At 56.8% G+C, this 13,784-nt stretch carries 14 protein-coding genes; 8 read left to right on the top strand and 6 right to left on the bottom strand.

Going from position 1 to position 13,784, the window contains the following annotated elements; all coding sequences use genetic code 11:
• The first annotated feature begins 81 nt into the window (after positions 1-81).
• The 3 genes from AB4Y96_RS22645 (at position 82) to AB4Y96_RS22635 (ending at position 2,071) form a co-directional block, all read left to right on the top strand.
• A complete protein-coding gene (locus tag AB4Y96_RS22645) occupies positions 82-456 on the top strand; it encodes an Hpt domain-containing protein (protein ID WP_227986384.1) in 375 nt (124 codons plus the stop codon).
• Between the two features lie 165 nt (positions 457-621).
• Positions 622-942, top strand: coding sequence for a 2Fe-2S iron-sulfur cluster-binding protein (locus AB4Y96_RS22640; protein WP_441920064.1), 321 nt, complete (start codon positions 622-624; stop codon positions 940-942).
• A 100-nt stretch (positions 943-1,042) separates the two neighbouring features.
• Positions 1,043-2,071: an NAD(P)/FAD-dependent oxidoreductase gene (locus tag AB4Y96_RS22635; RefSeq protein WP_441920062.1), complete on the top strand. Its 1,029-nt coding sequence runs from the start codon at positions 1,043-1,045 to the stop codon at positions 2,069-2,071.
• Positions 2,072-2,115: 44 nt separating this feature from the next.
• Here the strand turns inward: AB4Y96_RS22635 and AB4Y96_RS22630 are convergent, their stop codons facing one another.
• Positions 2,116-2,730 (bottom strand): DUF922 domain-containing Zn-dependent protease, encoded by a 615-nt coding sequence (locus AB4Y96_RS22630; RefSeq protein WP_441920061.1) that lies wholly within the window; start codon positions 2,728-2,730, stop codon positions 2,116-2,118.
• Between the two features lie 138 nt (positions 2,731-2,868).
• On the opposite strand from AB4Y96_RS22630, the gene folP reads away from it, so the two are divergent.
• Together folP and folK are read left to right on the top strand one after the other, a co-directional pair.
• Positions 2,869-3,705, top strand: coding sequence for a dihydropteroate synthase (folP, locus tag AB4Y96_RS22625; protein WP_441920059.1), 837 nt, complete (start codon positions 2,869-2,871; stop codon positions 3,703-3,705).
• Positions 3,705-4,229: a 2-amino-4-hydroxy-6-hydroxymethyldihydropteridine diphosphokinase gene (folK, locus tag AB4Y96_RS22620; protein ID WP_441920057.1), complete on the top strand. Its 525-nt coding sequence runs from the start codon at positions 3,705-3,707 to the stop codon at positions 4,227-4,229. The genes folP and folK overlap by 1 nt, the downstream gene beginning before the upstream one ends.
• Here the strand turns inward: folK and AB4Y96_RS22615 are convergent, their stop codons facing one another.
• From AB4Y96_RS22615 to AB4Y96_RS22600, 4 genes are all read right to left on the bottom strand, one after another.
• Entirely contained in the window at positions 4,230-4,766 is a 537-nt protein-coding gene (locus AB4Y96_RS22615; RefSeq protein WP_091877587.1) for a hypothetical protein, read from the bottom strand. It abuts the gene before it with no gap.
• Positions 4,767-4,874: 108 nt separating this feature from the next.
• On the bottom strand, positions 4,875-5,957 hold the full coding sequence (locus tag AB4Y96_RS22610) for a YcjF family protein (RefSeq protein WP_441920055.1): 1,083 nt from the start codon (positions 5,955-5,957) through the stop codon (positions 4,875-4,877).
• Positions 5,954-7,417: a YcjX family protein gene (locus tag AB4Y96_RS22605; RefSeq protein ID WP_441920053.1), complete on the bottom strand. Its 1,464-nt coding sequence runs from the start codon at positions 7,415-7,417 to the stop codon at positions 5,954-5,956. Before AB4Y96_RS22605 ends, AB4Y96_RS22610 begins: the two co-directional genes overlap by 4 nt.
• A 91-nt stretch (positions 7,418-7,508) precedes the next feature.
• Positions 7,509-8,024 (bottom strand): SixA phosphatase family protein, encoded by a 516-nt coding sequence (locus AB4Y96_RS22600; protein WP_091877581.1) that lies wholly within the window; start codon positions 8,022-8,024, stop codon positions 7,509-7,511.
• A gap of 373 nt (positions 8,025-8,397) precedes the next feature.
• Between AB4Y96_RS22600 and dksA the strand changes: the two genes are divergently transcribed.
• Positions 8,398-8,814 carry an RNA polymerase-binding protein DksA gene (dksA, locus tag AB4Y96_RS22595; protein WP_441920051.1) on the top strand — a complete coding sequence of 139 codons (417 nt, stop codon included), beginning with the start codon at positions 8,398-8,400 and terminating at the stop codon, positions 8,812-8,814.
• 71 nt (positions 8,815-8,885) lie between these two features.
• On the opposite strand, the gene AB4Y96_RS22590 is transcribed toward dksA, so the two are convergent.
• On the bottom strand, positions 8,886-9,968 hold the full coding sequence (locus AB4Y96_RS22590; protein ID WP_441920050.1) for a hypothetical protein: 1,083 nt from the start codon (positions 9,966-9,968) through the stop codon (positions 8,886-8,888).
• A gap of 338 nt (positions 9,969-10,306) precedes the next feature.
• Here AB4Y96_RS22590 and cckA point away from each other — a divergent pair, with 338 nt between their 5' ends.
• Both cckA and AB4Y96_RS22580 read left to right on the top strand, forming a co-directional pair.
• Complete coding sequence (gene cckA / locus AB4Y96_RS22585) at positions 10,307-12,895, top strand: cell cycle histidine kinase CckA (RefSeq protein ID WP_441920048.1); 2,589 nt, start codon at positions 10,307-10,309, stop codon at positions 12,893-12,895.
• Between the two features lie 108 nt (positions 12,896-13,003).
• Complete coding sequence (locus AB4Y96_RS22580; RefSeq protein ID WP_441920047.1) at positions 13,004-13,699, top strand: ArsR/SmtB family transcription factor; 696 nt, start codon at positions 13,004-13,006, stop codon at positions 13,697-13,699.
• The last annotated feature ends 85 nt before the right edge of the window (positions 13,700-13,784 follow it).

Raw genomic sequence — 13,784 nt, 5'->3', positions numbered from 1 at the left:
TAGCCGCCATGCTTTAACCCAGAATACCAGGCAAGTGATTAAACTTGTGCATTCATTCGAGTCTGTGTTCAGGAGAGTATAATGGCACTGCCACAACAAGCGTCAATGGCATTTGCGTTGCCGGGCGGCGAAACATCCAAACCATCACGCAAGCGACCTATCGATCTCGTACACCTTACCCGCGAAACATTTGGCAACAGGGCGCTTGAGACCGAAATCCTCAGCCTGTTTTCCCGGCAGATTTGCACGATCGTTGATCGGCTTGGTCAGGCAAATGTGGATGAACGCGTTCGTCTTGCCAAATCGCTCAAGGGTTCTGCGCGTGCCGTCGGTGCCTTCCGCGTTGCCGATATTGCCGAATCAATCGAACAATCTCCCGGCAATGCAAAGCTGGTGAACGAACTGCGTCCTGAAATTATCGATGTTCGGGACTATATAGCAGCGATCACGCGCTAGTTAGCAGCGATCACGCGCTAGTTAGCAGCGATTACGCGCTAGATAGCAGCGATCACACGCTAGCAGCCTGACCTTAGCAAGGTCTGGGCTGCGTCAGGGAGTGCAATTGACTTCCCTGTCCAAATCCCTATCTCAGCGGTAACTTTTCTGCTTGGGGCTTTTTTCATGGCAAAGATCACGTTTGTCACTTTCGACGGTGTCCGCTTTGATACGGACGCCGAAAACGGTTCGACAGTGATGGAAAGTGCCATCCGCAATGCGGTTCCGGGCATCGACGCCGAGTGCGGCGGTGCCTGTGCATGCGCCACATGCCACGTTTATATTGATGATGCGTGGAAAGATGTGACCGGCGAGCCTGAGGCCATGGAAGAAGACATGCTCGACTTTGCCTATGATGTACGCCCGAGCTCGCGCCTGTCCTGCCAGATCCGCGTTTCTGATGAACTGGACGGGCTCGTCGTCCACGTTCCGGAACGCCAGGCCTAATATTTAGGCTGATATTTTCTCATCGACCGATTAGAAATGCTCCATTCCCGACCGCAAGCCGGTGTGGAATAGTATGTTGGCATGTCATGAGGAAATATCGATGAGTGAAATGACGAAAACGGATGTTGTGATCATTGGCGCGGGGCCGGTTGGCCTGTTTGCCGTGTTTGAACTTGGCCTTTATGATCTCAAATGCCATCTCATTGATATTCTCGATCGCCCCGGCGGCCAATGTGCTGAACTTTATCCGGAAAAACCCATCTATGATATTCCCGCTTGGCCCGAAATCAGCGGGCAGGGGCTGACCGACAAGCTGATGGAGCAGATCAAGCCATTCGCGCCGCAGTTCCATTTCAACCGCATGGTGACCCGGCTGGAACGCCAGCCGGATGGTCAATTCCATGTGGAGACGGATGAAGGCGAGATTTTTGAAACAAAAGTGGTGGTGATTGCCGCCGGTGGTGGTTCATTCCAGCCGAAACGCCCGCCGGTTCCCGGTATTGAAGCCTTTGAGGGCAAGAGCGTTTTCTATTCGGTGCGCCGCATGGAGGAATTCCGTGATGAAGACGTGCTGATTGTCGGCGGCGGCGATTCGGCGCTGGACTGGGCGCTCAATCTGCAACCCATCGCCCGTAGTCTGACAGTGGTGCATCGCCGTGCCGAGTTTCGCGCAGCGCCCGATAGCGTCAAGAAAATGTTCGAGCTGGTCGAAAGCGGTAGCGTTCGTTTCGAGCTTGGGCAGATTTCAGGCCTGAAGGGTGAGGACGGTCAGCTTTCAAGCGCGACGATCAAGGCCGCCGAGGGCGAAACTGAAATTCCCGTCACACGTCTGCTGCCATTCTTCGGATTGACGATGAAACTCGGGCCTATTGCCGATTGGGGGCTCAATCTGCATGAAAATCTCGTTCCGGTTAATGTCGAGACATTTGAAACATCCGAACCGGGGATTTTCGCCATCGGCGATATCAACTGGTATCCGGGCAAGCTGAAACTGATTCTATCGGGCTTCCACGAGGCAGCGTTGATGACACAGGCGGCCAAGCGGATCGTCAGCCCCGGTGAGCGGGTGGTGTTCCAGTACACGACCTCATCCACAAGCCTGCAGAAAAAGCTTGGTGTGCACTCATAGAATTTGACAACGAACCGGCACAGATGTGCCGGTTCTTTCCTTGATCACTTCTTTTCCATTTGCCGTTGGAGCCGGAATACCAGAAGCCGCTCGAAACGGCGTTCAAAGTTCTTGCCTTCTACCCGGTCGAACTGGACCTGCGCTGCGTCCTGCTGTTGCATCAGCTTGGTCATCAGAGCCGCAGCGTCGTTTTTCATTTCGTCGCAGTTACTGCGCCAAGGCAGGGCTTTAAAGGCCCGCTCCATATCAAATGCCGCTGTGCGGGCGATAATGATATGGCTCTCCTCGTGGCGTTTAATGTCAGCTGAAAGCGTGTCCCAGATCAGCGCAAGGTCGGGCTTGGCCGATGCACGCTGCTTCCAGCGTGGCAGATGCACACGGGCATGGATGGTGATATCAGCCTCGACAACGCGGCAGCTTTTGGCGTCGGAACCATATTTGACTTTGGTATTGAAGCGCATCTGCGTCGCGCCGGGGTGACGCTGCCCTGTTTTGTGTATTTGCGGGCCGCGATGGCTGAGTTCGCGGTCGAGATCAGCAGCGGTTTTGCCCGACAGGGTAAAATACTCATATTTGCGCAGGACCACCGCTGCACTGGCACTTTGCGCCGCAAACAGACATACGAATGCGAAAGCCGCCATTCTCAAGATAGTCTTCATGGGGGATCGGTCCTTCGTTTCTGACGAGCCTGCCTGATCAAGCTTACAACACTCTAGGACCAAAAACGTTGCGGATGAATTGACGCGGCGATTGTTCTGTTCAAAAACAGTTTCTGCATTCATCAGAGGAGCATCCCTATGCAAAGAGAGTGGCGTCTGGCGCATGGACGATCCCTGACCCTCGGGCCAGTGTCCGTCATTATGGGTGTTCTTAACGTCACACCGGATTCCTTTTCCGATGGCGGCCTACATCTTGCACTTGATAAGGCAATTGAGGGCGCACGGGCGATGATTGCCGAGGGTGCTGCGATCATCGATGTCGGTGGTGAGTCGACCCGTCCGGGTGCCACCCGGGTGGATCCCAAAACGGAACAGTCGCGGGTACTTCCCGTCATTGAAGCATTGGCAAAAGAGACCGATGTCCTGATTTCGGTCGATACCTATCGCGAAGAAACCGCACGGCTGGCCGTTGCAGCCGGTGCGCATATCGTCAACGATGTGTGGGGTGTGCAGCGCGAACCGGCGATTGCCGATCTCGCCGCTAAGACGGGCGCCGGACTTGTCATCATGCACACGGGCCGCGAAAGGGAACGTGACCCTGACGTGATCGTCGATCAGTTCGCATTTCTCAACCGGTCACTGGAGATCGCCAAGCTTGCGGGTGTGGCGCATGACCAGATCGTACTCGATCCGGGGTTTGGTTTTGCCAAGGAAACCGAAGAGAATCTGGCGCTGATCCGGCGTTTCGGTGAACTCAAGGCTTTCGGTTATCCATTTCTGGCTGGCACGTCGCGCAAGCGCTTTCTTGGTGCCGTTACTGGACGGGAGGCGGATGAGCGGGATGCGGCAACCGCCGCCACCTCAGCTATTCTGCGATTGGCCGGAGCGGATGTTTTCCGGGTGCATGACGTCAAGACGAACCGGGATGCGCTTGTCATGACGGATGCAATCCTTCAACAGCGGAGCGCTGATTAATGACCATCAGATACAGAACGTGGCTTGGCCTTGGCGGCAATATCGGCGAACCCATACAGGCGATGGCGGAGGCCTTACAGGCGCTGCATGCGCGCGATGATACGCGTGTCGCCGCTGTTTCGCCTGTCTATCGCACCCCGCCATGGGGCAAAACCGATCAGGCATGGTTTCACAATGCCTGCGCGCAGGTGGAAACATCCATGCTGCCGGAGGATTTGCTGGCCGTCTGCCTCGATATTGAGCGCCACATGAAACGTGAACGGATTGAGCGCTGGGGCCCGCGTATCATCGATATTGATGTGCTCGTTTATGAAAACTGGAAACCCGTTGAAAGCCTGAAGCTCACGCTCCCCCATCCGCGCATGACCGAACGGGCCTTTGTGCTGGTGCCGCTCAGCGATATTGCGCCTGATCTTGTGGTCAATGGGAAACGCATCGCCGAGTGGGCAGCATTATGTGATCGCTCCGGCATAGAAAAAGCCCGCGAAGACGCGGGCTGGTGGCTTGAAAGCAGGGCCGAATAGTCAGTTCTTGACGATACTGCCGACGGCGGTGTTGTCGACGCGCTTCAGGGTCATGCCGACGACCGGGATCAGCGTATCCTCAAGCCGCACCGAAATGGTGACGTTCAGCTGGTTGTCACCGGTAAATTTGGCCAGCATGGCGCCTGTCAGCTGCTTGCGGGTGATGTTCAGCACCACGCGGTCGCCGGAGACGCTGCCACCGGTAATATCAAGGCCTTTGCCAGATGCGCCATCGAGGAACGTACCCTTGTAGGTGCCGCCGCTGCGGGCAATGGTTGCTTTCATCGGCTGGTTGAAAATGCCAACGCGGCAATTGCCATCAAGCGTCATGCCAGCGGTCTCGTCAGGCGTTGAGCCATCGAGCGTACAGGTAAATTTCGTACCCTTGTACTTGCCCGCGACGATCTCGCCGGGGCCGACCCACTGGCCTTCCACAGTCTGGAAGAATTCTGCGTCTTTATCCTTGGCTTGTGCTGAAAACGCGAAGAGCGCGCAGGCGAACAAAGACAGGGTAGCGGCAGCTGCGCGTGTTTTCATTGGGGATATACTCAACACAAATCATTGAAATGAYGATRACCGATCATCGGTTGGAATGGTTAACGGATGGTTGCCATTCCTGCCGAAATTGCAACCCCGTCCACAGGATTATTCTTTTTTTGTACCGCCAATGCGGGCGAGGTCCCCGATAAAATCGCCAATTCCCGGCCGCTTTTCCGCATTGAACGGGAAGGGGCGGACCAGATCCATCGCCGAAATGCCGATGCGTGCCGTCATCATCCCGTTGATGACGCCTTCACCCAGACGCGCCGACAGTTTTGCTGCAAGACCATGACCAACAAGCTGCTGGATAATGCTGTCGCCCATGGCAACAGTGCCGGTGACCGCAAGATGGGCAATTACATTGCGGGTCAACTTGAGGAAACCCAGCGTTCCCGGACGTCCGCCGTAAAGTTCCGACAGGCGGCGAATCAGGCGTGCGGATTCAAACATGACATAGCCGATATCAACCAGCGCGCGTGGACTAACGGCAGTAACAACCGAAACGCGTTTGGATGCGGCGAGGATCATTTCGCGCGCCTGTCGGTCGAGCGGGCGCAGCAGCTCGGTTTCCGTCAGTCGGATGAGATCGCGTCCGTCGATCACATCATCGCGCAAATCATGCAGCAGGGCGCGGCCTTTCGCCGTGGCGGGCATGGTTTCGGCGATTGTCACCAGCCGGGCGACGGCGGCCTTGGCCTGCCTTGCATCATTGTCGGTGGCTGCTTTTGCCGCTTCATCGCGCAACGACTGCACGGATGCCAGACGGCGCAGCGCAAGGCCTTCCCGGATAATGATAGCCAGAAGCGAGAGCGCGGCGACAATACCAACGGCAAGCGCTACCCAGCCAAGCCATGGTGCGCGCTCGAACAATGTGCGGATGAGATTGTCGGCCCAAAGGCCAACAGCAAGGGAGACGAGGACACCCAGCGCGCCCGTCAGCACGGAAGCAAAGGAGAGGCGCTTTTTGCGTGGCAAAGCCGGTGGCGGGGTCAAGGCGTCGAGTTCGCCTGCCGCGTCAGTGTCCAGATCGAAGACATCAACCGGCGCTGGCGTAATGACGGCGATATCCTTTATCGCTGTTGGCTTGCGGGCCTCGGGCTTTGGCGCCGCTTCAGTCTTTGCGCGCTGGTTTACAACAGGCGGGTCAATGCGGAAGGCGGCGGGTTTGCGTGGGTTGCTGTCGGTCATGCGAGACGATCTCCGATCAGGAACTGAAGCGCCCGGTCAAGCCGGATATGCGGCAGCGAAAGTGTAAACCCTTCCGCGGTTTTTTCGAGGCTTGGCGGACGGAAGCGGACAAAGCGAATAGCCGGGTCTTCAGAAACTGATTCCGGTCCTTCGAAAATTGAGTCCGGTTTTTCCGGTAAGTCACCGGGAAATATCGCAGTTTCTGTCTTGCCGTCGAAGCGTTCGCCGTCGATGGTTTCGCCTTTCAGCGGTGTTCCGATGATAACGGGCAGGATTTCCTTGCCCTGCGTGACCGTCGCTTCGCGCGTGGTGCGCACGGCTGCCATGGCAAGCACATCAACATTTGCGCCGGAAAAATCGGTACGGCTGACAGCGCGGTCGACGAGACGGCGAACGATCGCCTGCAACCGGTCGTGGCTTTCATGGTGCAGATGATCGGCCTTGGTGGCAGCAATCAGAATGCGGCTGATACGCCGCTGCACAAGCCCGGTGAGAAAATTGGTACTTCCGGGGCGAAAGCAGGAAAGGATTTCCGTCAGGGCGCGTTCAAGATCGGCAATGGCTGATGTTCCGGCATTCATTGCCTGCATGGCATCGACAAGCACGATCTGGCGGTCCAGCCGCGCAATGTGTTCGCGAAAGAACGGTTTGACCACATGGGTTTTGTACGCCTCGTAACGGCGTTCCATCATGGCGGCCAGCGAGCCTGAACGATGTTTGGCTGATCCAAGATCGGGCAATGGTGCAAAGGTGAGAGCGGGCGAGCCATCAAGATCGCCGGGCATCAGGAAGCGACCGGGTGGCAATGTCGAGAGCGCGCGCTCGTCTGCCTTGCCAGCTCTGAGATAACCGGTGAAACTACGGGCGAGGCGTTGGGCCGTCACCTCATCCGCCTGCGCGTCGGGACTGATACTGTCTGCCTCCGCTAGCCATTCGCTTGCCAACTCACGCCGGTTTTCAAGGCGGGCGAGTTCAAATGAGTCCCTGGAGAATTCAGCAAAGCTCTTGTTGAGCAGCGGCAGATCAAGCAGCCATTCGCCGGGATAGTCGACAATATCGACCGAGAGTTTGCCGCCGGAGAACATGCGGTTCCACATCGAGGCGGATTCGTATTCGATGGTCAGCCGCAACTCGGAAATTGCCCGCGTTGAGTCAGGCCAGACACGGTCCTCGATCAGTGCTTTGAGGTGATCCTCATACTGAAAACGCGGTACCGCATCATCTGGCTGTTCTTCGAGATAGGCTTTGGCGATGCGTCCCGACTTCTGCGCTTCGAACAATGGCAACCGGCCACCATGGATGAGATTGTGAACCAGTGCCGTGATGAAAACTGTCTTGCCTGCCCGGGAAAGGCCAGTGACCCCAAGCCGCAGCGAGGGGGAAACCAGCGCCGTGGTGCGATCCGCCAGCGTATCGAGCGCGATCTTTGCTTCGTCGGTCAGTGTGGTCAGTGTTCCCAAGTCAATCGTCCTGCGCTTTCGCCCTGTTACCAATGCAAGTCTGTGGCCGGATATAGGGGCCACATGTCTAATGACAAGAAGTTGGCTTTTTTCAGAGGTGTTCGGAAGGTGAAAGAAACGTCGCCAGCGTGCCAGTTCCCGGACGGATTTCCGCCAATGGACTATCAAAATTGATCACGGCCAGCCCAGCCGTTGGAAAACCGGCGGCAAAGGTGGGGTGGGCAGGCGGATCGCCGCGCCCGGCAAGGGCAATGGCCACATCTTCCATCATCGGATTATGGCCGACCAGCATAACAGAGCCGGCACTTTCATGCTCTAGACCAGCCATGCGGATGGCCATCAGGTAATTGTCTGCCGTGCCGGAATAGAGTTTTTCCAGTTCTTCCTGAACCAGACGCGCTTTCAAATTGATATGTTCGAGTGTCTGACGGGCGCGCACCGCCGTTGAGCAGATAATGATATCCGGCTTCAATCCGGCCCGCTTCATCTCTTCGCCGAGAACTGTTGCCGATTCAACACCTGATGAATCCAGCGTCCGGTCAAAGTCTTTCTGTCCCGGAGATGGCCAGACTGCTTTGGCATGTCGGAGTAAATAGACCTGGCTCATCTTTAACTCCAAGGTGTCGTTATTCCTTTTAGGACACAAATAACGGATAAACCTCTGCGACAAATGACGCAATTCTCAAATAATTGTGCAAAACCGGCCTGTCTTATTTATGGGCGGGCTGCATTTCTGTGAGGCAATAGCCAAATTGCGTCATGCGGGTCGGGCCATTAAAACTGCGGATTAGGGGTGATTTCGGCGCAATTTCCGCTTTTTTGCGTTCAAAGACACTGTATTTGGCAAATTATTTGCCGATTATTTAAGCAAAATGACGTTATTCGAATCCCGCTCTTGCCTGTCGTTTTGTAGTTGTGCCGCCTTGTGACACAACCTATATAGGCCTCCTCGCGTCTCATAGGTGCAGGGTGATTCAAAGATGAATAAACTTATCGATCTTGACTACAAGCCCACGGATGACGAGCCTTTCATGAGTGATCGGCAGAAATCCTATTTTCGTGAAAAACTAATCAACTGGAAGAGTGACATTCTGCGGGAGGCGCGCGAAACGCTTGAAATCCTGCAGCAGGAAAATGCGAACCTGCCAGATATCGCTGATCGTGCGTCGTCAGAAACTGACCGTGCTATCGAATTGCGGGCGCGTGATCGCCAGCGCAAGCTGATTTCAAAGATAGACRCGGCCTTGCAGCGCCTTGACGACGGAACATACGGGTTTTGCGAGGAGACCGGTGATCCGATCAGTTTAAAGCGTCTGGATGCACGTCCAATTGCTACACTTTCCATTGAGGCGCAGGAACGTCACGAGCGACGCGAGAAAGTTTACAAAGACGATTGATGCGACCTTGATGAACCAATTAAAAAAGCCCGGAACACTTCCGGGCTTTTTTATTTGTGATTGATAACCAATCAGCGTTTCTCAGGCTTGGAGAGGTCGTCGAGCAGACGTTCCATTTCGTCCTCGATATTACCGGGCTCCTTGCGGGGCTCTTCATCGGGCGTGACATGCAGTTCGCCTTCCAGATCGGATTCGAATGCATCGTCGAAATTGAGGTCAGCCAGATTGATCTCGGGCTCTTCCGGTTTCGCTGGTCCAAGGATATCCAGCGATGCCTCGTCCTGAGCAGGCTTGAGGTTCTGCACGGAGAACGGAAAAGCTGCGGCTGTGGTCGTTCTGGTTTCCGCCGATGTTACCGGTTCCGGACGCGTCTCTTCGAAATGGGGAAGTGCATCTATATGCGGTTCGCTGCGCTGGGCCGTACCGAACGAAGGTGACGCCGTGCGCTGCCAGCCATTGTCCCTTTGCGGTGCGCCCAGAGATGGAGCTTCTGCCGGTTCCTGTGCGGCTGGGGCAGATACGACCGCCGCCGCAGCGGCAACAACGGGCGGGATGGGCTGCATGGGCGGAATAGGCGGTAGTGGTACTGCCGCTGCAATCGGACGCTGATGCTCCGGCTGCGGTGTTTCACGCGGCGGAACTGGAGGCTGAACGGGAGCCGCCGGGCGAACAGGAATATGCGGTGCGGCAGCCTGTGCAGGGGCGGCGGGCCTGACAACGGGTGTAATGGGCGGTGAAACACGCGCGGGAGCGACGGGTAGCGGGCGAGACGCTTCAACTGGCTTTGTCTCGGCCTTTGGCTCTGCTTCTGCCGGAGTGATGGTCGCTGCAGGTTCGACACGCGACTGGGGTTTGGCAAACTGCCGGATGTTCTGTTCGATGACGAGATCGCTCGGGCCACCGATCATGATCAGATGTTCCACATCGTCGCGGCGCACCAGAACGAGCCGGCGCCGGTTATCGACAGCAGCGGCATCAGTGACAGAAAGGCGGACCTGCCGGTTGCGCCCGCCTGACACGAAGGTTCCGCCGGTTACCCGCCGCAGGACTGCGAAGACCAGCAGCAACAGGACGATGACCAAAGCGAAAAGCAGGACGAACCCGACAATCGGGGCAGCGGTTTCGCCGACAATACCGACCAGCCAGTTATTCATGACAAACTCTCCTTTACAGACTCCAGTCCAAAACGCACGTCCCCCGACATGGAACCCGGAGTATAATTTTGTGCGACACTAATGCCAGCTTTTGCTTGCTGCAACCCTGATGCATGGTCACGCCTGTGGCTATCGGTTCACCCCGGCCGATCTCACGCCGCAATTGCTTCGCGAAATCGTGGAATAATAGTCACTTCTGCAAGCTTGGGGTTTATACGGCATCAAAGATATGATCCAAACGAATCGGAACCGGCATTGATCATACGGATCTCAGCCGGTTCAGAATATTGTGGCCTGCCCGGGCAGCTTCCGCGATGAAAAGAAGGGGTTTGAGACGCATGTCTCAAGAGACGAACAACGATCTTTATCCAGAGCCGATCATCGCCAATACCAAGTCGACCAAAGCCGCCTTGCGTCTTGTCATCCTTGGCGTGCTGCTGGTGGGCGTTTCCATCCTCTATTTCATCTATCGCGATCAGTTGGGCCAGCAATTCCTGCTTGGGCTTCTTGGCACACTCGCCATGACCGGCGTGTTTTATCTGTTCGGCTCGGCCATCAATGTCATCCAGTTTACCCCGCGCGGCACAAGCGATGAGCTGACACGGGCGTTTGTGGATACGTTCCCTGAAGGAACCGTTGTTACCGACCAGAAGGGCCGCATTGTTTATGCCAACCGGGCCTATGCCCAGCTGACGGGCGTTACCAATTCAAGCGATGTTCAGGCGATTGAGCATATTCTTTCCAGCGAAAGCGCAGCTTCCGATCCCATTTACCGGCTTGCCAATGCGGTGCGGGACGGTGTTTCCGGTCAGGAGGAGCTGCGTCTGTCGCGTCCGCTCGATCCGGCGCGCGAGCCTGTTCCGACCTGGTACCGGGTGAAAGCCCGCGCTGTTGCGGGCATTCCGGGCCAGACGGCCCCGGTTTTTGCCTGGCAGATCGCTGATATTTCCACCGAGCGCGCCGAGCAGGAACGCTATTTTCAGGATATTCAGGAAGCAATCGATCACCTCGACCACGCTCCGGCTGGTTTCTTCTCGGCTGATCCCGATGGGCGCATTATCTACATCAATGCCACCCTTGCCGAATGGCTCGGGGTTGATCTGACCAAATTTACGCCGGGTTCAATGACTGTCCGTGATATTGTTGCCGGGAATGGCATGGCGCTGATCAATGCCGTGAAGACAGAGCCGGGCACCAGCCGCAATACGGTCATCGACCTTGATCTTGCCAAGGCGAACGGCCAAAGCCTCGCGGTGCGCTTCTATCACCGCGTACAGGCCCAGCGCGATGGCAAGCGCGGTCCGACCCGTACCATCGTGCTGAACCGCGCCGAGGGCGAAGACAATTCCGCTGCATTGCGCGCCGCCGAAGTGCGCTTTACCCGCTTTTTCAACTCCGCTTCCATGGCGATTGCCGCGGTGGACGCCTCAGGCAAGATCCTGCGCACCAATGCGCGTTTCCTTGGTCTGTTCTCACCCGTTGTTGACCGCGATGCGATTGATCGGCGCACGCCGCTTGAAACCGTCGTGCATGAGCGCGACCGCGAGGCTTTCGACCGGGCGCTTGCCGCCGCCTTTGCCGGCAAGGCCGAGATATCACCTGTCGATACGGTCATTCCCGGCCATGAGGAACGCCATCTGCGCTTCTATATCAGCCCGGTCTTTGACGCGGGTTCCGAAGAGGGCGCCGAGGAAGCTGCAATTGTTTCCGTGGTTGAAACCACCGAGCAGAAAGCGCTTGAAGCCACCATGGCCCAGAGCCAGAAAATGCAGGCTGTCGGCCAGCTTGCAGGCGGTATCGCGCACGACTTCAACAATGTTCTGACCGCCATCATCATGTCATCAGACCTGTTGCTGACCAATCACCGGGCGTCCGATCCGTCTTTTGCCGACATTATGAACATCAAGCAGAATGCCAACCGTGCCGCATCGCTGGTGCGGCAGTTGCTGGCCTTCTCCCGCCGCCAGACTTTGCGGCCGGAGGTGCTTGATCTCACCGACGTCATTGCCGATGTGCGCATGCTGCTGACGCGGCTTGCGGGCACGCAGGTCAACCTCAAGATCGAACATGGCCGCGATTTGTGGCCGGTGCGTGCCGATCTCGGCCAGTTCGAGCAGGTGGTGGTCAATCTCACCGTCAATGCGCGCGATGCGATGCCGGAGGGCGGCGATCTCATCATCCGCACGCGCAACATGAACGAAAGCGAAAGCGCCGGGCTGAATTACCGCGATCTTGTTCCGGGCGATTATGTTCTGGTCGAGGTGCAGGACAGCGGCACGGGTATGCCGCCCGAGGTTATTGAAAAGATTTTCGAACCGTTCTTCACCACCAAGGAAGTTGGCAAGGGCACGGGCCTTGGCCTTTCCATGGTCTACGGCATCATCAAACAAACTGGCGGTTCGATCCATTGCGAATCCGAACTCGGCAAGGGCACGACATTCCGCATCTTCCTGCCGCGCCACGTCGAAGCACCTGTCCTCAACGAGGCGGGCGAAGTCGTTGCCGTTGAAGCACCGAAGAAGGAAAAGAAAGCCGAGAAGGCCACTGATCTTTCCGGTTCCGCAACGGTGCTTCTCGTCGAGGACGAGGATGCCGTGCGCATGGGCGGTGTTCGCGCGCTGCAATCGCGTGGCTATACGGTGCACGAGGCTTCCAGTGGTGTTGAAGCGCTTGAGGTGATGAAGGAACTCGACGGCAAGGTCGATATCGTCGTTTCCGACGTGGTCATGCCCGAAATGGACGGCCCGACGCTGCTGCGCGAACTGCGCAAGGAATACGGGGATATCAAGTTCATCTTCGTCTCCGGTTATGCGGAAGACGCCTTTGCCCGCAATTTGCCTGAGGATGCCAAGTTCGGCTTCCTGCCAAAACCGTTCTCGCTGAAGCAGTTGGCGACGTCGGTCAAGGAAATGCTGGAAAGCGAATAGCGGGCACGCTTTGCTTTTTGTCAGGAGCGCTTGATAGTTCGAGCGTTTTCGAAGCATTCTGGCCGTGGATGCACCAGAATTTGTGGGAAGCAACCACGGAAGAGTGCCATGTCGAACAATGCAAGATTTGCCGAAATCGCTGCGCTGGCCGGAGATCCCGGCCGCGCCAGCATGTTAACCGGCCTGATGGATGGTCGGGCATTGACCGCCAGTGAACTTGCGCATCTCGCCGGTATCACCGCCCAGACCGCCAGCAGCCACTTGATGCGCATGACCGAGGCCGGGCTCCTACAGGTGGAAAAGCAGGGCAGGCATCGCTATCACCGGCTGGCATCACCCGCAGTTGCGCAGATGATCGAAAGCATCATGCAGGTTGCAACGCCCGCTACGAGTACCAAAATTGTACGAACCGGGCCAAAGGATGCAGCCTTGCGGGCAGGGCGCACCTGTTACGATCATCTGGCGGGAAAGCTCGGCGTTTCCATCACCGATGCGCTTGTCGGGGCAGGACATCTTGATCTTGGGCTTGATGCGGGTGAACTGACGGATACCGGCATGTCGCTGTTTGACCGGCTGGGAATGGATGTCAGCGCAATCACCCAGAAGAAGGGGCGCATATTGTGCCGCCCTTGTCTCGACTGGAGCGAGCGGCGCCCGCATCTGGCCGGTGCCATTGGTGCCGCGCTGTGCAGCCATTGTTTTGACAAGGACTGGATCAGACGCGTGGAGGGCACCCGCGCGGTGTCAGTGACGCCCAATGGCCAGAGGCATTTGCGTGAGTCCCTTGGTGTCAATTTTATATAGATTAAGGGACGGAGTGTGTGGTTGTGGTTCGTGGTTCGTGGTTCGACAAGCTCACCATGAGGGAGAGGGGTGATGCAACGATAAT

It is taken from the genome of Phyllobacterium sp. TAF24 (assembly GCF_052113785.1).
Lineage (GTDB): Bacteria > Pseudomonadota > Alphaproteobacteria > Rhizobiales > Rhizobiaceae > Phyllobacterium.
Note: the sequence above shows the minus strand (reverse complement) of the source record. Positions and strands in the feature narration are given on the sequence as shown.